The following is a 19,270-nucleotide window of genomic DNA, read 5'->3' on the forward strand; positions in this document are numbered from 1 at the left end:
TTTACAACCTTGTCACTTTCAACCGCGACTTCAGGGAAGATGGTCGACAGCCCCTGTCCCCTCCCTTTCCCCCGAACCACTCGCCTCATCCTCACACAGGTAGCGAAGCCATGTCCTATCCCTTATCAAGACGTGAATTCATCAAGCAGTGCGTCATCGCCGGCATCGCCGTCTACAGCGCCCCCCTCCTCGCGAACCTCTCCCTGTCCGGCATGGAAGACGAGGTCTTCGATCCCGCCTTGCTCGGCCAGTGGAAGCAGGGAGGCAAGGTCAAGTTTCGCAGCGACGGCCTAGCCAAGGTGACCGGCCAGAAGATCTACAGCCGGGACTATCGCGCGCAGGACCTCGCTGGCTGGCCGTCCCAACAGCAACATGCGCAGCTGATCCGGCTCGACAAGGCGGATCGCCGCTATCTGGGGCTGGATCTCGCCATGCTGCCCGCCAATGCCCAGCCCAGCCGGGTGATCACCGCGGCCGATCTGCTGCGCGATGGCGTCGAGTTGCCCTCCTTCTACGGCATCAACATGCTGGTGAGCGAAGGCACCACCCCGGACTATCTGGGCCAGGCCGCCGCCATGCTCCTCTTCCCGGACTTCGCCACCTTCAATCGGGCCAAGCAGACCCTGCAATTCAATGACAAGGTGGTGCGCTACGGTGACGTGACGCCGCTGGTCGCGGCCTCCCGCGATCCCTGGGCCTGCTGGCGCATCATCCGGATCGAGGGCAAGCTCGGCATGGCCGATCAATACAGTGCCTTGAAAAATGGCCTCTTCTTCCCGGCCATCGCCAATCACCGGCCGGTATGGCCGACCCCCAAGGCCGATGGCGATGCGGGCGAGCAGGGCATGTATCAGGCCGAGCTGGTACACAAGGAGCTGGAGGCCGACGACGCCCTGGTGCTGGATCGCACCTATCAGACCCAGTTCATCGAGCCCATGATGATGGAGCCGGAGAACTTCAACGGCTGGTTCGATGCCAAGGCGCGTACCATGCACCTGGTAGTGAGCACCCAGTCCCCTCACGACTTCTACTACGAAGCCGCCGAGATGCTGGCCAAGGGGCCGCTCGCGGGCAAGGTCGACAAGCTGGTGGTGCACTCCCCCTTCATCGGCGGTGGCTTCGGTGCCAAGGATCACACCATATTCCCCTTCTACGGCCTGCTCGCCGCCATCTATGGCAACGGCCCGGTGCGCCTGGCCAACGACCGTTTCGAGCAGTTCCAGGGTGGCCTCAAGCGTCATCCGTTCAACATGAAAAACAAGCTGGTGCTCGACAAGCAGAGCGGCCAGTTCCGCGCCCTCATCTCCTCCATGACGGTGGACGGTGGCGGTCGTTTGAACTTCACCGGCTCAGTCGCCAGCGTAGGCGCCAGTGCCATTCAGGGCGTCTACTACCTGCCCAAGAACGACATCACGGCGGTCGCCCTGCCATCCGAGAACCCGGACTGCGGCTCGATGCGAGGCTATGGCTCCCTGCAGAGCATGGCGGCCATGGAGATGATGGTCAACGAGGCCGCCGCGCTGCTCAAAATGGATCCGCTGGAGCTGAGGCGCCGCAACCTGATCAAGCCAGGCCAGCCCAATACCCAGGGCGCCATCCCCGAGGGCAACAACCGTTACCCCGAGATCCTGGTGATGGCCGGGCAGCACGAGGCCTGGGCCCAGCGTGAGGCCAGGAAGCAGGCTTACGAGGCCCAGCACCCCGATCGCCTGCACGGCACAGGGTTCAGCATCACCACCAAGGACTACGGTACAGGCGCCGTGGCACCCTCGGCCTGCGTCGAGCTGACCAGCAAGGGAGAGATACTGCTGAAGATCAGCGGCATGGAGATGGGCACCGGGATCCAGACCTCCCAGGCCGAGATCGTCAGCCGCTACTTTGGCCAACCGGCCGACACCATAGATCTCGCCGAAATTGCGCTCTGGGAAAGCTTCAAGCTGGAAGAGACGGACAACCCCTACACCATCTCCCAGGAACGCCAGGACGAGATGCAGAAGAACCCGCGCTGGACCCTGGCCATTCCGCAGGCCTCCTCGGCCTCCATTTCCTCCTACTTCCAGAGCCACGCCACCGCGGCGGCGGCCCGCCTCCTGTATGAGCAGACGCTCTGGCCGGCGGCGACCGCCATCTGGCGCAAGCAGTACTTCGTCGGTCAGGCCGGCCTGGATCTGGGTCCCTCCAGCGAAGCGAGCTGGACCCCGGCTGGCCTCACGACCCGTGGCATGCCGCCACTGCCGCTCTCTCTGCTGGCGACCCATGCCCACGCCAACGGCCTCATCACAGGGGCCATGGTGCACACCTTCAACCGCTGGGCCTGGGCCGAGTGCGACTTCACCATCGAGGGTCAGAGCAAGCGCCTGCCCATCGATGCGCTGGCGCTGCGCTACGGCGAGGGTGCCAGCAGCGAGAAACGGGCACAGGCCGATGGCAACGGCTATCAGCTGCTCGAGCGCACCCAGGCCCACTACCCCAGCACCAGCCTGAACAACGCCATGGTGACCTATTACGCCCCCTGCGCCACCCTGGTCGAGATCGCACTGGAGAAGGGCTCGGGCAAGGTGCATATCCTGTCTGCGCACAGCTGGCTGGACGCCGGCCGGGTCATAGTCCCCGAACTGGTGGAAGGCCAGATCCAGGGCGGTCTCGCCATGGGCGTCGGTCATGCCCTCTATGAATACTTGCCACCAGGACAAGAGGGGCCGGGCAACGGCACCTGGAACCTGAACCGCTATCAGGTGCCGCTGGCCCATCAACTGCCGGTCTGGAACCTGACCCACACCCTGCTGGATCCCCTCTCCCCCACCGATGCCACCAAGGGCATAGGCGAGGTGGTGATGATCCCCGTCGTCGCCGCCCTGGTCGAAGCCATCTATCAGGCGAGTGGCACCCGCTTCTATCATCTTCCCGTCACTGCAACCGACATTCAGAAGGCCATCCAATGATCACCGTAAACATGACCATCAACGACCGTCTCATCGGCCCGATCGACGTGGATGACAACACCATGATGATCGACTTCCTGCACGAGTATGTGAACCTGACCGGTACCAAGTTCGGCTGTGGCGTCGGTGTCTGCCATGCCTGCACCATAGTCGTCGACGGAGCGGATGGCACCAGCGAGAGCGTGCGCACCTGCATCAACGGGGTAGGTCGCTTCAACGGCCAGCGCATACGCACGGTGGAAGGTCACGCCAAGCGCAACAGCCTCGGCAAGGTGATCGCCCTGAGTCCGGTGCAAAAGACCTTCCTCGATCACTTCTCCTTCCAGTGCGGCTGGTGCACCTCGGGCTTCGTCAACGAGACCACTGTGCTGCTCGAGCGCCTGCGCAAACAGCCGGTGGCCATGGCCGATCTCGAATCCACCATAGAGGGGGCACTCAAGGATCACGTCTGCCGCTGCACCGGTTACAAGAAGTATTACGAGGGGGTCAAGGCCATGCTCATCTCGGAGGGGGTAGTACGCACATGATGCTCTCCAGACTCACATTCGCACTGCTGCTTGGCGCAGGCACAGTGCACGGGGCCGAGGCACAGGATCCCCTGGTGGCACAGGGAGCCTACCTCTCCAAAGTCGGTGACTGCGCCGCCTGCCACACCACAGAAGGCGGTCAGAAGTACGCAGGGGGGCTCGGCTTCGAGACCCCCTTTGGCGTCGTCTACTCCACCAACATCAGCTCGGACAAGACCCAGGGCATCGGCCAGTACAGCTACGAGCAATTTCGCGAGGTGATGCACAACGGCGACGCCCCCAAGGGACGCCTCTACCCCGCCATGCCCTACACCTCCTATCATCTGGTCACGGATGAGGACATGAAGGCGCTCTACGCCTACTTCATGCAGACCAAGCCCGCCGCCACCCCGAACCGGGATAACGGCGTCTCCTTCCCCTTCAACATACGTACCGGTCTGCTGGCCTGGAACCTGGTGGAGCACGACGACAGCCCCTTCCAGCCGGATCCGGCCAAGAGCAGCAACTGGAACCGGGGCCGTTACCTGGTGGATGGGCTGGGCCACTGCGGCGAGTGCCACACGCCGCGCAATGTCTTTATGGGGATGGATCAAGCCAACTACCTCAAGGGCAACATGATCGAGGGGGTGATGGCGCCGGAGATCACCGCCACCGAGCTCAGGCGCCAGGGCTGGACCCATGACTCCCTGACCAAGCTGCTGCGCAAGGGCTACTCGGTCAAGGGCAGCGTCTTCGCCGGCATGTACCCCGTGGTCGAGAAGAGCTTCGCCTACCTGACCGACGAGGACATGCACGCCGTCACCAGCTATTTGCTCGACAGCGACACCCCGCTGCCGGTGCCGACACCCAAGCCGGTCACACTGGATAACGCGCATCCCGGTTATGCGCTCTACAACAGCTATTGCGCCGGGTGCCACGGCCAGGAGGGTCAGGGCAAGCCGAACGTGACGCCGTCCATGTACACCAACGCCACCCTGGATCAGAAGACGCCGACCAACACCCTGGCGGTACTGCTGCGCGGGATCCCGGCCCAGAGCTACAGCCAGACCGAGCGCTTCGCCCCCATGCCAAGCTACGCCAAGGAGCTCAATGAACAGCAGCTGGCGGATCTGGTGAACTTCCTGCGCCAGACCTGGGCCCACCAGCCCTCTACCCTGAGCGCCGACGACATCAAGGCGCTCAGGCAGGAGATCGTCGGGACGCACGATGAGTAACGCCCAGCTGGAGGTGCTGCGCCAGAGCCTCGCCTGGCTCGCCCAGGGAAAATGCATCTGGCTGTGCAGCATAGTCGACACCTATGGCTCGGCCCCCCGTCCAAAGGGGGCCCTGTTCGCCACCGACGGCACGAGCCGCAGCGGCTCCATCTCCGGTGGTTGCATCGAGGATGCCTTCGTCGCCATGCTGGCAAGGGGGGAGCATGACTCAACCCTGAGCCTGCTGGACTATGGTGCCCATCTCGCCCCCGATGGCAGCGCGTTCGAGCTGCCCTGCGGTGGCCGCATCCGGCTGCTGGTGGAGCGCCTCGCAGGGGACGAGGCCATGGCGGATCTGGATGAGTGGCTGACCCGACTGCAAGGGGGCCTCCCCTTCGTGCGGGAGCTGCAGCTTGAGCAAGGAGTTCGCCGCTATCTCGCAGGCGAACAGCTGGATCTGGGCAAGCAGGACGAGCCAGGCAGGGTGCGGCTCGCCTACGCCCAGCGCTGGCGCCTGCTGCTGCTCGGCATCAGCCAGGTGAGCGAGCAGGTGGCACGGCTCGGCCAGGCCGCCGGGTTCGAGGTACGGTTGTGCGATACCCGTGAGCAGTACCGCGCCGACTGGCACTGGGGGCCTGAGCAGGGCGGCATAGCCGTGGAATGGTGCGATCCCGAGCGCTTCGTCGAGCGCCATGCCACGGCCCAGAGCGCCGTGCTCGCGCTGGCACACGATCCCAGGATCGACGACGCCGGCCTGATGGCGGGGCTCGAGTCCGAGGCCTTCTATCTCGGCGCCATGGGCTCCATCCGTACCAGTGCGCGTCGGCTGGAGCGGCTGCAGCGGGTTTGTGAGGCGAGCCAGGACCAGCTTGCGCGGATCCATGCGCCGATCGGACTGCCCATCGGCAGCAAGACCCCCATCGAGATCGCCATCGCCGTGCTGGCCGAGCTGATCGCCGTGCGCCAGGGCATCACCTTGGAGCGCACCGCCCATGTGGCCTGAGCCAAACCAGTCACTGCATGGACTCATATTGAGGAGCCTCCCAGATGCCGCCTGAACGGGTTGCCCTGCTGCTGGCCGCTGGCTTCTCCCGCCGCTACGGCAGCGACAAGCGCCTCGCGGGCTCACCACCGCTGATCCTGCGCACCCTCTCTACCCTGCTCCCCTGTCATGACCGCGTGCTGGTGGTACTGCGCCGCGACGACGAGGCGCTGCGCCGCCTGCTGGCGGACTCCGGTGCCGAGCTGACCCAGGTCCCCCTCGACGGCGGTCTGGGGGACAGTCTGGCCCACGGTGTGCGGACCTTGTTGAGCCAAGGTCGTCCCATCCACAGCCTGACCATAGCCCTGGCCGACATGCCCCACCTCTCGTCCACCAGCTTGCAGGCGATCCAGGCCGCCCAGTCGGGCCTGGAGATAGTGCGTCCCCTTCACCTGGGACAACCCGGCCACCCCGTCAGCTTCCCCGCCGACCTGCTGCCCGAGCTCGCCAACATCGGTGGTGAGCAGGGAGCGCAGAGCATAGTGGCGCGTCACAAGACGCGCCTGCGCTGCCTGCCACTCAACGATCCCGGCTGCGTGCAAGACATCGACTGGCCAAGCGACCCGCTCTGACCCACCGACCTCTCCTTTATTGGCAGTTGCTCTCACTGCCAAAGGCCAATTTAATCGATATTCCCACCAATAAATTGCCGTGCTACAGATAAAAAAAGCCCCGCACGAGGCGGGGTCACAAGTAATGAAAAACAGACAATACACACACACAACAAAGGTTCACACGCACAGTCAACCTTTCCCAAACCCGATGACACCTCGGCCTTGGGAAAGGTGGGTCTTGCGACCCACCCTGTGCTCATGACAACTATCAGTTCAGTTCGGTGACGCGGCTGCTGCGCTTGCCATCGAAGCTGGTGGTACGCAGGTAGACCTTGCCCGTCACGCTCGGCTTGGCCGCGGCGTCATAGGCGGTCCAGGTCTTGCCATCCAGGCTGTACTGGATGGGCAGGCCCGGCAGATCCACGTTCGCTTCCAGCACGCCGTTGACCAGCTTGGCACCCGGTACGGAGAGGCGGTATTCCACCCCGGCCTGATCCAGCTTCGGCAGTTGGCGCTGACCCAGCAGGTTGGCGAACTGGTTCCACTCCTTGGCCAGGGTCGCCTTGTTGACGAACTTGGTCTCGCCGGAGAACTCGCGGCCCTTCACGTACGGCAGCTCGAAGCCACCCTGGTGCCAGGCACGCTCGGCCACCGAGAAGATGCGCGGGTAGACCATGTACTCATACTGGGCGTCGGTGCGCACCGTCTCGCTCCACAGCTGGCCGGACATGCCCTTGAACTTGACGGCATCCTGGTCACCCTTGGCGACGAAGTGGTTGCCATCGCGGTCAACCGAGGTCTCGGCGTTCTGCGGCAGGTTCTCAGGGGCGAAGGCGAACACCTTGCGGGTGTCGTTGAAGCGGGTCGCCCAGTAGTAGCCACGCTCGGCCGGGTGTACCTCGTTCGGGAAGTCGAAGTAGAGGTAATCCGGGTTGGAGAGCACTACGTCATAACCGTTGTGCGCCCACTTCATCGCCTCGTTGAAGCCACCCCAGTAGAGGGTTTCCCAGAAGTTGACCCGGGTCTTGTCGGTGGCGAAGACGCCGGCATTCTTGGCGTACTTCAGACCATCTTCCCACGCCTGCAGGGTGGAGAAGCCGTGGCCCTTGACCATCTCGCTCACTTCCTTGGCGAAGTAAACCGGCAGCTCGGCCACGTCCTTGATCTTGCCATCGGCAATCATCTTCTGGCACATGGGGGACTTGCCAAACGGCTTGTCCTGCTTGCTCCAGTCGGTGTTGCCCTTCCAGGCCACCAGCTCTTCTTTCTTGGTGGTGGCCGGATCCTGATAGCCACCGCCCAGCATGATGTTTTTGGCCTCATCACCACCGTAGTGCCAGGCGGTCAGCGGCTGACCGGCGGCCTGGTGCATCTGGGCCACTTCATCCATCACCTTGGCGACGAAGGTGGCGGCACCCGGCTGACAAGGATTGATGAAGGACATCTTGTCGTAGAACTGCACCGAGGTGACGTTGGAGGTATCCGCCGGGTCGGTCAGACGATACTGGTTGGCTTCGGCTTCTTTACCCTCGGCCATCAGCCGCTTGTAACGCGCCTCCATGGAGACCACGGCGGCACGGGCGTGCGCCGGCATGTTGATCTCGGGCACCACGGTCACGCCGCGCGCCTTGGCGTAGCGCACCAGCTCGATGTAATCGTTCTTGCTGTAGAAACCGGTGCCCTGGTTGTCGCTGCCCGGGCCTGAACCCAGCTGCGGCAGTATGCACTTGGTCTCGGACAGATCGTGGCAACGCTCGCTACCGACCTCGGTCAGCTCCGGCAGGCCCGGGATCTCGAGGCGCCAGCCTTCATCGTTGGTCAGACCCAGATGCAGCACGTTGAGCTTGGTGGCGGACATCTGATCGATCAGCTTGTGCAGGGTTTGTGGGCTTCTGAAATGACGGGCCACGTCGGTCTGCATGCCACGGTATTCGAAGCGCGGCGCATCCTCGACGCTCATCTGGCTGACCAGCTTGTCGTCGACTCCCAGCAGGGAGATCAGGGATTGTGCGCCCCAGAAGGCCCCCTCGATATCCTTGCCCTGAATGACGGTGCCCTTCTGGCCTATGGTCATGTCATAACCTTCGGCCTGCTTGACCTTGCTGCCGAGCTTGATGGTGACCGGGTAGCCGGTGTCGGAGAGGGTGACACCCAGCTTGGTCAATTCAGCCTTGATGACCTCGGCACGATCGCTTGGCAAGTCCAGCGCATTGAGCTTGATGCTGGAGAAGTCCACCTGCGGGCCCGCTTTCACCACCTGCTTGTAGGGGGTCGGCAGGATGCGATCGTCTATCTGTTTGGCCGGCAGCAGGCTGCTGGTCTGGTTCGCGTCGAAGCGAGTCTCGCTGGTCATCAGGATGTTGTTGTCATCCTTGGTGCGCTTCCAGCCGTCGGCCGGCATCGGCTTCTCGTAGGTGGTGGCGTCGTTGATGTTGCTCATGCTGGCGAGCACCTTGGGTTCGGTACCCTCGGCGGTCACATACCAGCTCGGCATGATGTCGCTTTCAAACAGTACCCAATATTCCACCACCAGCGGCACTTCGACGGTGGCATCCTTGGCAAAGCCCTGGAACTTGTCGGTCGGGCTCATCCGGTAGAGATCACCGGTCAGGTGGGTGATGGTGAACTGGTCGTTGTCGACCCGCTGGATGCGGCGGATGGAGGATACATAGATGCTCCAGTCCTTGGAGGTCACGTCGGCACCTGTGTTGGTCAGGTGCAGCTTGGCAACCCCGCAACTCGCCCATTCGGAGCCGAGCGCCTGGCAATCCAGGCCTGCGCCGGCACCGTCGTTGGTGACGACTTCGTACTTGACGACCAGGTTATTGGCGAGGGAATCCACCACGGCTTGCTTGGCGGCATCGGCTGCCTGCACTTGGGTGGCACAAATAGTAGACATGGCAATGGCTAACAGAGAATGTTTCAAGTTCATAACTGCTGCTCTCGTTTGAAGTAAAGGTTGGATTTTCTTGGCTTTTTTTATATGGGGCCCCTAGGCGGGGCCCTCAGTTATGTCAACAATGGACTTAGACTTGAGGCGAGCTTGCGCTCTATTAACGCAGGGCTTTCATTTCACCGGCGATGATTTCGGCCAAGGGGCCCAGAATCACCTGCAGGTTTTGCTCACCGAGCTTGACCACACCGGCCGCGCCCAGGGCTTTGAGCTTGCGCTCATCGACGATGCTGCGATCCTTCAGGGTCAGACGCAGACGAGTGATGCAGGCATCGATGGTGACCAGGTTCTCTTGGCCGCCCAGCACTTCCAGATACTGGCGAGCCAGTTCGGTGCGGTCGGTAGTCTGAGCCTGTACCGGCACGGCTTCGTCATCTTCGCGACCCGGGGTTTTCAGGTTGAACTTGACGATCACGGCGCGGAAGATAGCGTAATAGAGACCGAAGAACACCAGGCCCTGTACCAGCAGCATGTACCACTGGGTTGCCAGCGGGTTGCGGCTGGAGAGCACCATATCCACCAGACCGGCACTGAAGCCGAAGCCAGCGATCCAGTGCATGCTGGAGGCGATGAACACGGAGATACCGGTCAGCAGGGCGTGGATGACATAGAGCACCGGCGCCACGAACATGAAGGAGAACTCGAGCGGCTCGGTCACACCGGTGAAGAAGGCGGCAAAGGCGGCTGCGATCATGATGGATGCAACTTTCTCTTTGTGCTCTTTCTTGGCGGAGTGGTAGATGGCCAAGGCGGCGCCTGGCAGACCGAACATCATGATCGGGAAGAAGCCAGCCTGATACATGCCGGTGGTGCCGATAACGGCCTTGCCAGCATCGATGGAACTTTGACCACCCAGGAAGTTCGGGATGTCGTTGATGCCAGCCACGTCAAACCAGAACACGGAGTTCAGGGCGTGGTGCAGACCCACCGGGATCAGCAGACGGTTGAAGAAGGCGTAGATGCCCGCACCGGTGGAGCCCATGCTGACGATGGATTCGCCGAAGCTCACCAGGCCACCATAGATAACCGGCCAGACCGCCATCAGGATGAAGGAGACCACGATCATCACCACGGAGGTCACGATCGGCACCAGACGACGACCGGAGAAGAAGGCCAGCGCCTTGTGCAGCTCGACGCTGCTGAAGCGGTTATACAGCTCGGCAGCGATGACACCACAGAGGATACCGACAAACTGGTTGCTGATCTTGGCAAAGGCAGCCGGAACCTGATCGGCCGGGATACCCTTGATCTGGGCAACTGCGCCCGGGCTCAGCAGGGTGGTGACTACCAGGAAACCGACCAGACCGGCCAGCGCGGCAGAACCATCTTTATCCTTGGACATGCCATAGGCGACGCCCACCGCGAACAGCACGGGCATGCTGTCGATGATGGCGGCACCCGCCTTGATCAGGAATGCTGCGACAGGACTGCCGCCGCCCCAACCGTTCGGGTCAATCCAATAGCCAATCCCCATCAGGATCGCTGCGGCAGGCAATACCGCTACCGGCACCATCAGGGCACGGCCGATCTTTTGCAAATAACCGAGAATGTTCACGGTTCCTCTCCTTAGTTGATGTTTTTTTAGAAATTAAGTGCTTATCACGTTCGACGCATAAGCCATCAAGGCTTGATTGGCAGTCTATGGGTTTTATTTCGCTGCGCAAATTAATAAACCAACTTTCGTGATCCTTATCACTCAACAGAGATAAAGGTAACGGATAGATGTGGCTTAGTTCGCAATCTTTATTTACGCTATGAAACAACTTAAATCCATCTTAAATCCTTGCCGTCGATAGACTGCCGCAACCCGTACAGAGGTATACATAATGCGCCTGATCCCGTTGAAGTCTGCCAGCCAAGTCGGTCTCTGGTCTGCCCGCTACATCGTTGACCGCATCAATGCGTTCAAGCCCACCAGCGATCGCCCCTTCGTACTGGGTCTGCCCACCGGCGGCACACCGCTCAACACCTACAAGCGCCTGATCGAACTGCATAAAGCAGGCGAAGTGAGCTTCGAGCACGTGGTCAGCTTCAACATGGACGAGTACGTCGGCCTGCCCAAAGAGCACCCTGAGAGCTACCACAGCTTCATGTACAACAACTTCTTCAACCACGTCGACATTCGCCCGGAGAACATCAATATTCTCAACGGCAACGCGCCGGATCTGGCGGCCGAGTGCAAGCGCTACGAAGAGAAGATCAAGTCCTACGGCAGGATCAACCTGTTCATGGGCGGCGTCGGCAACGACGGTCACATCGCCTTCAACGAGCCGGCCTCCTCCCTGGCCTCCCGCACGCGGGTCAAGACCCTGACCGAGGATACCCGCATCGCCAACTCCCGCTTCTTCGGTGGCGACATGGAGCAGGTGCCCAAGCTGGCGCTGACCGTGGGCGTGGGTACCCTGATGGATGCCGAAGAGATCCTGATCCTGGTCATCGGCCACGCCAAGGCCCAGGCCCTGCAGGCCGCCGTGGAAGGTTGCGTCAACCACATGTGGACCATCTCCACCCTGCAACTGCATCCGAAGGGCATCATGGTGTGTGACGAGCCCTCCACCATGGAGCTGAAGGTCAAGACGGTGCGCTACTTCCAGCAGTTGGAAGCCGACAATATCAAGCACCTGTGAGGAGCCTTCATGTACGCACTGACTAATTGCACTATCTATACCGGCAGCTGCGTGCTGACCGGCCACGGCGTACTGATCGAGGGCGACAGCATTGTCGCCATCGTGCGCGAGGCCGAACTGCCCGCCGAGGCACAGCAATATGATCTGCACGGCGCCAACCTGAGCGCCGGCTTCATCGACGTGCAGCTCAACGGCTGCGGTGGCGTCATGTTCAACGGTCACATCACCACCGAGACCCTGGCCATCATGCAGGCGGCCAACCTCAGATCCGGTACCACCAGTTTCCTGCCGACCCTGATCACCAGTCCGGATGCGGACATGAAGCAGGCGGTGGCGGTGACCCGCGACTACATGGCGGCGCACCCCAACGAGGTACTCGGCGTCCATCTGGAGGGGCCCTACACCAACCTCAAGCGCAAGGGCATTCACCCGGCCGCGCAGATCCGCCAGCCCGCCGACGAGATGATCGACTTCTTCTGTGCCAACAGCGACGCCATCGCCAAGATCACCCTGGCACCGGAGCGCAACAAGCCGGAGCACATCCGTCGTCTGGTCGAGGCGGGCATTCTGGTCTCCGCCGGTCACACCGCCGCCAGCTATGAGCAGGCCATGGCCGGGTTCGATGACGGCATCGGCTTCGCCACCCACCTCTACAATGCCATGACGCCGACCCTGAACGGGCGCGAGCCAGGGGTTGTGGGCGCCATCTATGATCGCAAGGATGTACACGCCGGCATCATAGTCGACGGTCATCACGTGCACTGGGCCACAGTGCGCCTGGCACACAAGATCCTGGGCGAGCGACTGGTGTTGGTTACCGATGCCACCGCCGCCGCTGGTGCGCCGAAAGGCTTTGAGAAGTTTGATTTTTGTGGCGCAACCGTCTATTTGCGTGATGGTCAGTGCGTCGATGAGAATGGTACACTCGGCGGTTCCGCCCTCACCATGATTGAAGGGGTGGAAAATCTGGTCAAACAGGTCGGATTACCGCTCGATGAAGCACTGAGAATGGCCACCCTTTACCCCGCTCGCGCCATTGGATGGGACTCACGTCTCGGTAGTATCCAGGTCGGAAAAATTGCCAACCTCACCGTCTTTGATCAGGCCTTCACGGTCTGCGGGACCGTGGTTAACGGACACTACACACAACAGTGACACTATGACTGGCGGACAAATAGCAAACGTAGATCTTATCAAGCAGGTGAACAGTGCGGTCGTCTATCGGCTCATTGACCTGCAAGGACCCATCTCGCGCGTCAAGATTGCCGAACTGAGTCAGCTGGCCCCAGCCAGCGTGACCAAGATCACCCGGCAACTGATCGAGCATGGGCTGATCAGGGAGACCTCGCCGCAGGCCTCGACCGGTGGGCGGCGCGCCATCTCCCTGACCACCATCAAGCATCGCTTTCAGTTTGTCTCTGCCAAGCTTGGCCGTGGTTACCTGCAGCTGAGTCTGTATGATCTCGACGGCAAGGAGCTCGATCAGCACATCACCGAGGTGACCGAGATCGAGCAACAACCCGTGGTCGACATGCTGCTGCGGGAAATTGGCGCCTTCATCGATGCCAATCGCGAGCGCAGCCGCAACCTCATCAGTGTCGCGCTGACCATGCCGGGTCTGATCAACCCGGAATCCGGCATGGTCATCTACACCCCCACCTATCAGATCCGCAACTTAGGCTTGGCCAAGCTGCTGGAGCACCACTTCAACCTGCCCTGCTACGTGGGCAACGACACCCGCTCACTGGCGCTGGCCGAACACTTCTTCGGCGAGTCCCGTGACTGCATGGACTCCATTCTGGTGAGCGTGCACCAGGGCACCGGCTCCGGCATCATCACCAAGGGCAAGGTGTTCCTCGGTCAGAACCGCAACGTCGGCGAGATAGGCCACATCCAGGTCGAACCCCTCGGCAAGCGCTGCCACTGCGGCAACTTCGGCTGCCTGGAGACCATCGCCTCCAACGAGGCCATTGTCGACAAGGTCAAGGAGCTCATCAGCCGTGGCCATCTGAGCAGCTTGCAGGAGAAGCACATCACCATCCAGGAGGTGTGCAAGGCTGCGGTAGCGGGGGATGAACTGGCCCGCAGCGTGATCGAGAACGTGGGAGAACATCTGGGCCGGGCCATCGCCATCACGGTCAACCTGTTCAACCCGCAGAAGGTGCTGATCGCCGGTGAAATCACCGCCGCGGAAGAGATCCTGATCCCGGCCATTCGCCGCTGCGTCGAGCATCAATCCCTGCCGAGCTTCCACCGTGGCTTGCCCATCGTGAAGGCGCGCTTCCAGAACCAGCCCACTATAGGCGGCTTCGCCCTGGTCAAGCGCTCCCTGCTGGAGGGTGACCTGCTGCAAATCATCATGGAGCAGAAGTAGTTTTCTCCTTTATTACCAAATAAAAAGGCAGCCTAGGCTGCCTTTTTACTGTTTAACATCCCGAAGTGTCTGCCAGGTGTTTATTTAATGGTCAAACTATCTAATTAGACACAAACAAGCGCCCTCCCCGCTCGTCTCCCGGCAACACAGCCACCTGCCGTCTATCTTATCGGGTCCATGGACCCAAAAGCCGCACGCTTATCAACCCGGCTCGATTGCTACATATCAGGCTTGCGAGTCACCAGGACATAAAAATCCCAGCGCCCTTCTTCCAATAAAAATGGCAGCCCATCGGCTGCCATTTTTATCTGTGGATATCGACTCAGACTCAGCCCCCGCGGCAGGGCTTGAACATATCCAGTGCGCCGTCGTACACCTTGGTTTGTACATCCATGATGCCGAGCATGGTATGGATAACAACAGGTTGTCGCTGCGTATGAGCCATAGATCAGCCCCCGCGGCAGGGCTTGAACATATCCAGCGCGCCGTCGTACACCTTGGTCTGTACGTCCATGATGCCGAGCATCGAGTGGAACAGGTTGTCGTGGGAGAAGCGCTTGGCAGCCGCCTCCTGGCGCAGGCAGTTCTGATCCAGCTGACGGTCGCTTTGCAACTGGGGGGAGAACCAGGTCAGCAGCGGTACCCGGGTCTGATCATCCGGCGCAAACTTGTAGGGGGTGCCGTGCAGATAGAGCCCCAAGGCCCCCAAGGATTCGCCGTGATCCGACAGATAGACCATCCCCACGTTGTACTGGCTCTCCAGGGTCTTGAGCTTGGCGATGAGCTGAGACAGCACCTTGTCGGTATAGCGGATGGTGTTGTCGTAGGTGTTGACCAGCTCCTCGTTGCTGCAGTTCTCGATGTCGCTGCGCGGACAGTCGGGGGTAAAGAAACGATCCTCTGCCGGATAGCGGCGATAGTAGGTCGGCCCATGGCTGCCCATCAGGTGGAAGGCGACCACCTTGTTCCCGCTCTTCATGTCGCTGATCTGCTGATCCAGCCCCTGCAACAGCACTTCGTCGTAGCAGGAGTCACCCTGGCAGTAGTCGGGGAACTGCTTGGGCTGGATCTCGATGGTGGGCACGTTCTTGCACACCCCCTTGCAGCCGCCGTCATTCTCCTTCCACAACACGGAGACACCGGCGTGCTGCAGCACATCCAGCAGGCCATCTCGGGATTTGGCCACCGTTTCATCGTATTCATGGCGAGTCAGGTTGGAGAACATGCAGGGCACAGAGACCGCCGTGGCGGTGCCACAGGAGCGCACATCCTTGAACGAAACCAGCTCCTGCTCCTTGCCGATGAAGCCGTTGGTCTCTTTCTGGTAGCCGTTGAGGGAGTAATTCTTGCTGCGCGCCGTCTCGCCTACCACCAGGAACATCAGGGTCGGCTTGTCGCTCTTGCTCACCACCTTGGCATCGGTACCGATCGGCTCGTAAGGGACGGGGGTGGCGAACACCACATCCCGGGCGTAGCGATAGACTCCCCCGACATAGTTGGAAGGCACTATTTCTTTGAGCAGGCTGTGATTGTTGCGCCCGACCGAGGCGTAGTCCTGGTAATAGAGGGCGGCGACCCCGAACAGGAACAGCAAGGAGAGCGCTATGCCCCCGAGGCGCAGGCCAAGCCCCTTGAGCCAGGAGCTCGGGTATTCAATCTTGATGAGCAACAGGCAGAGCACCGGCAGCACCGCGGTCAGCAGGAACCAGAGCATGATCGAAAGGTTGAGGTAGGAGGTCGCCTCCCCGCGGTTGGTCTCGATGACGTTTTGCATCATACCGGCATCGAAGATGATGCCGTATTTCAGCATCGCATAGCTGACGATGGAACCCGTCATGATCAGCAGGATGAAGAACGGCTTGAGCAGATACTTGAAGGTGAAGGGCAAGAAGACGGCATTGAGCGCCGCCATCAACACGAAGGGGATCGAGAGGGCGAAACCGGCTTTGACGTGTTCCAGATCGGTGAGAATACGGTAAAAGTGCAGGAAGATGGGCCAGTTGAAGACCAGTGCAAACAGCAGCACCAGCAACAGATTAACCTTCATCACTCCCAGAGTGAGACGCATAACAATACTCCGACAAGCCAGTAGATCTTGAGGCCCTGCATGGGGGCTCAGTTTTGGGCATCCCAGTCACCTTTCTCTCATCCCGAGCAAACGAAAGGTGATGGGCACAGCGGCCCGGATACAGGGTGAGCATAAGAAGGCAAACTTAAGCGGGAATTAAGAGATGACCAAAAAAGGGATTGATTGAATCCCGATGACACTTTCAAGACAAAAATAAGACATAAAAAAACGGCAGCCCAGGGCTGCCGTTTGCATTCGTTTTATCCGCAGACTCGGTGCATCACAGGGATCCGCGCCTGCATGCGTCCCCTGATTTAGAGGGTTGCTGCGACTTCGTCGGAGGTGATCTCGTTGTGATACCCCTCCTGCGCATGCGCTCCTGACTTAGAGCGTTGCCGCGACTTCGTCGGAGATGGAGCCGTTGTGGTACACCTCCTGCACGTCGTCCAGATCTTCGAGCATGTCGATGAGACGCATCAGCTTGGGGGCAGTCTCGGCATCCAGCTCGGCTTCGGTGGACGGGATCATGGTCACTTCGGCGTTCTCTGGCTTGAAGCCGGCGGCTTCCAGCGCATCCAGCACAGTGCCGAAATCGTTCGGAGTGGTGTACACCTCGATGGAGCCATCCTCTTCGGTGACTACGTCATCGGCACCGGCTTCCAGCGCCGCATCCATCAGGGCATCTTCATCCACACCGACGAAGGTCAACAGCCCTTTCTTGCTGAACAGGTAGGCCACGGAGCCGTCGGTGCCCAGGTTGCCGCCGCTCTTGCTGAAGGCATGACGCACTTCGGCCACGGTACGGTTACGGTTGTCGGTCAGGCACTCTACCATCACGGCGGAGCCAGCCGGGCCATAGCCTTCGTACACGATGGTTTCGAGCTGCTCGCCATCGCCACCACCGGCGCCACGCTGGATGGCGCGGTTGATGGTTTCGCGGGTCATGTTGCTGGTCAGGGCCGCCGTCACCGCCGCACGCAGACGCGGGTTGTTCGCCGGATCCGGATCGCCGATGCGGGCCGAGGTGGTGATCTCGCGGATCAGCTTGGTGAAGATTTTACCGCGCTTGGCGTCTTGTGCCGCCTTGCGGTGCTTGATGTTGGCCCATTTGCTGTGACCTGCCATAAAAACTCTCCGTTATAATTTTAACTCGATGAGATAGTCTGATAATGCGGGCCGCAAGTGCGGCCCGTCTGGTTTATTCGGCGCCTTCGACGTCCGCCTTGGCATCGGCCTTGGCGACGGTCGCAATGGCCAGCTCGGTCAGCTGGGCCTGGTTGGCAAAGCTCGGAGCGTCTGTCATCAGACAGGCGGCCGCGGTGGTTTTCGGGAAGGCAATCACGTCGCGGATGTTGTCGGTGCCGGTCAGCAGCATGCTCAGACGATCCAGACCGAAGGCCAGGCCGGCGTGCGGCGGGGTGCCGTATTTCAGCGCATCCAGCAGGAAGCCGAACTTCAGGCGCTGCTCGTCCGGGGTGATCCCCAGGATGTCGAACACGGTGGACTGCATCTCGCTGTTGTGGATACGGACAGAGCCGCCGCCCACTTCGTAACCGTTGATCACCATGTCGTAGGCGTTGGCGTAGGCACCCAGCGGGTTTGCCTTCAGCTCGTCCGGACCCAGGTTGCTCGGGGCGGTGAAGGGGTGGTGCATGGCCGCCAGGCCGCCTTCGCTGTCTTCCTCAAACATGGGGAAGTCGATGACCCACAGCGGTTTCCAGCACTGCTCCACCAGACCCAGATCGCGACCCACCTTCAGACGCAGGGCGCCGATGGCGTCACAGACGACCTTCTTGCTGTCGGCGCCGAAGAAGATGATGTCACCATCGGCTGCGCCGGTGCGGGCCAGGATCTCGCGCACTATCTCGTCAGACAGGAACTTGGCGACCGGAGACTGCACGCCCTCGAGGCCGTTGGCTGCGGTGTTGACCTTCATCCAGGCCAGGCCCTTGGCACCGTAGATGCCGACAAACTTGGTATATTCGTCGATCTGCTTGCGAGACAGCTCGGCGCCGCCCGGGACTTTCAGGGCTGCCACACGGCCTTTGGGGTCGTTGGCCGGGCCGGCGAACACGGCGAACTCGACCGCGGTCAGCAGATCGGCCACGTCCACCAGCTCCATCGGCAGGCGCAGGTCCGGCTTGTCGGAGCCAAAGCGACGCATGGCTTCGTCGAAGGTCATCACCGGGAAGTTGCCCAGATCCACGGCCAGCACGTGTTGCCACAGCTGGCGGATCATCTCTTCCATCAGCTCGCGCACCTGGGGTGCGGTCATGAAGGAGGTCTCCACGTCGATCTGGGTGAATTCAGGCTGACGGTCGGCACGCAGGTCTTCGTCGCGGAAGCACTTGACGATCTGGTAGTAGCGATCGAAGCCGGACATCATCAGCAACTGCTTGAACAGCTGCGGGGACTGCGGCAGGGCGTAGAACTTGCCCTTGTGAACACGGCTCGGCACCAGGTAGTCACGGGCCCCTTCCGGAGTGGCCTTGGTCAGCATAGGGGTCTCGATGTCGAGGAAGCCCTGCTCGTCCATGAAGCGGCGCACGAAGGCACTGGCCTTGGCACGGGTCTTCAGGTACTTGGCCATCTCGGGACGGCGCAGGTCCAGGTAGCGATACTTGAGGCTGATCTCTTCGCTGTTGACCTGGTTGAAGTCCAGCGGCAGCGGCTCGGCGCGGTTGATGATGGTCAACTCGTGGGCGAACACCTCGATGGCGCCGGTGGCCATGTCGTTGTTGCGCTGGGACTCGGGGCGCGAGCGGACCACGCCGGTCACCTGAATGCAGAACTCACCGCGCAGTTCGGAGGCCAGGGCGAAGGCGTCCGGCTTGTCCGGATCGAAGAACACCTGCACGATCCCTTCCCGGTCGCGCATGTCGATAAAGATGAGACCGCCCAGGTCACGACGACGATGGACCCAACCGCACAATGTAATGGTCTGCCCAGCATGGGCCTCATTGACCTGTCCGCAATAGATAGAGCGCATG

At 61.1% G+C, this 19,270-nt stretch carries 13 protein-coding genes; 8 read left to right on the plus strand and 5 right to left on the minus strand.

Translation table 11 applies throughout. The features are described 5' to 3' along the window. Positions 1-110: 110 nt before the first annotated feature. Genes BN1124_RS11450 through BN1124_RS11470 form a run of 5 tightly spaced genes read left to right on the plus strand, consistent with a single transcriptional unit; the run spans position 111 to position 6,276 of the window. Positions 111-2,942 carry a xanthine dehydrogenase family protein molybdopterin-binding subunit gene (locus tag BN1124_RS11450; protein ID WP_042641983.1) on the plus strand — a complete coding sequence of 944 codons (2,832 nt, stop codon included), beginning with the start codon at positions 111-113 and terminating at the stop codon, positions 2,940-2,942. After that, entirely contained in the window at positions 2,939-3,469 is a 531-nt protein-coding gene (locus BN1124_RS11455; protein WP_042641985.1) for a (2Fe-2S)-binding protein, read from the plus strand. The genes BN1124_RS11450 and BN1124_RS11455 overlap by 4 nt, the downstream gene beginning before the upstream one ends. Continuing rightward, positions 3,466-4,683, plus strand: coding sequence for a c-type cytochrome (locus BN1124_RS11460; RefSeq protein ID WP_042641987.1), 1,218 nt, complete (start codon positions 3,466-3,468; stop codon positions 4,681-4,683). Before BN1124_RS11455 ends, BN1124_RS11460 begins: the two co-directional genes overlap by 4 nt. Then, on the plus strand, positions 4,676-5,665 hold the full coding sequence (locus tag BN1124_RS11465; protein WP_042641988.1) for an XdhC family protein: 990 nt from the start codon (positions 4,676-4,678) through the stop codon (positions 5,663-5,665). The genes BN1124_RS11460 and BN1124_RS11465 overlap by 8 nt, the downstream gene beginning before the upstream one ends. Before the next feature lie 44 nt (positions 5,666-5,709). Next, a complete protein-coding gene (locus BN1124_RS11470) occupies positions 5,710-6,276 on the plus strand; it encodes a nucleotidyltransferase family protein (RefSeq protein ID WP_042641990.1) in 567 nt (188 codons plus the stop codon). A gap of 250 nt (positions 6,277-6,526) precedes the next feature. Here the strand turns inward: BN1124_RS11470 and BN1124_RS11475 are convergent, their stop codons facing one another. Both BN1124_RS11475 and nagE read right to left on the minus strand, forming a co-directional pair. Then, a complete protein-coding gene (locus tag BN1124_RS11475) occupies positions 6,527-9,190 on the minus strand; it encodes a beta-N-acetylhexosaminidase (protein WP_042641992.1) in 2,664 nt (887 codons plus the stop codon). A gap of 121 nt (positions 9,191-9,311) precedes the next feature. Continuing rightward, on the minus strand, positions 9,312-10,766 hold the full coding sequence (nagE, locus tag BN1124_RS11480) for an N-acetylglucosamine-specific PTS transporter subunit IIBC (RefSeq protein WP_042641994.1): 1,455 nt from the start codon (positions 10,764-10,766) through the stop codon (positions 9,312-9,314). Positions 10,767-11,037: 271 nt separating this feature from the next. Here nagE and nagB point away from each other — a divergent pair, with 271 nt between their 5' ends. The 3 genes from nagB to nagC are packed head-to-tail and all read left to right on the plus strand — an operon-like array spanning position 11,038 to position 14,212. Further along, positions 11,038-11,838 carry a glucosamine-6-phosphate deaminase gene (gene nagB / locus BN1124_RS11485; protein ID WP_042641996.1) on the plus strand — a complete coding sequence of 267 codons (801 nt, stop codon included), beginning with the start codon at positions 11,038-11,040 and terminating at the stop codon, positions 11,836-11,838. Positions 11,839-11,847: 9 nt separating this feature from the next. Then, on the plus strand, positions 11,848-12,993 hold the full coding sequence (gene nagA, locus BN1124_RS11490) for an N-acetylglucosamine-6-phosphate deacetylase (protein ID WP_042641998.1): 1,146 nt from the start codon (positions 11,848-11,850) through the stop codon (positions 12,991-12,993). A 4-nt stretch (positions 12,994-12,997) separates the two neighbouring features. Next, a complete protein-coding gene (gene nagC / locus BN1124_RS11495; RefSeq protein ID WP_042642000.1) occupies positions 12,998-14,212 on the plus strand; it encodes a DNA-binding transcriptional regulator NagC in 1,215 nt (404 codons plus the stop codon). A gap of 448 nt (positions 14,213-14,660) precedes the next feature. Here the strand turns inward: nagC and BN1124_RS11500 are convergent, their stop codons facing one another. The 3 genes from BN1124_RS11500 to aspS form a co-directional block, all read right to left on the minus strand. Continuing rightward, on the minus strand, positions 14,661-16,280 hold the full coding sequence (locus BN1124_RS11500) for a phosphoethanolamine transferase (protein ID WP_042642001.1): 1,620 nt from the start codon (positions 16,278-16,280) through the stop codon (positions 14,661-14,663). Positions 16,281-16,664: 384 nt separating this feature from the next. Next, positions 16,665-17,405: a YebC/PmpR family DNA-binding transcriptional regulator gene (locus BN1124_RS11505; RefSeq protein WP_042642003.1), complete on the minus strand. Its 741-nt coding sequence runs from the start codon at positions 17,403-17,405 to the stop codon at positions 16,665-16,667. A gap of 73 nt (positions 17,406-17,478) precedes the next feature. Then, a complete protein-coding gene (aspS, locus tag BN1124_RS11510) occupies positions 17,479-19,269 on the minus strand; it encodes an aspartate--tRNA ligase (RefSeq protein WP_042642005.1) in 1,791 nt (596 codons plus the stop codon). Between the last annotated feature and the right edge of the window lies 1 nt (position 19,270).

This window comes from Aeromonas eucrenophila, assembly GCF_000819865.1.
Lineage (GTDB): Bacteria > Pseudomonadota > Gammaproteobacteria > Enterobacterales > Aeromonadaceae > Aeromonas > Aeromonas eucrenophila.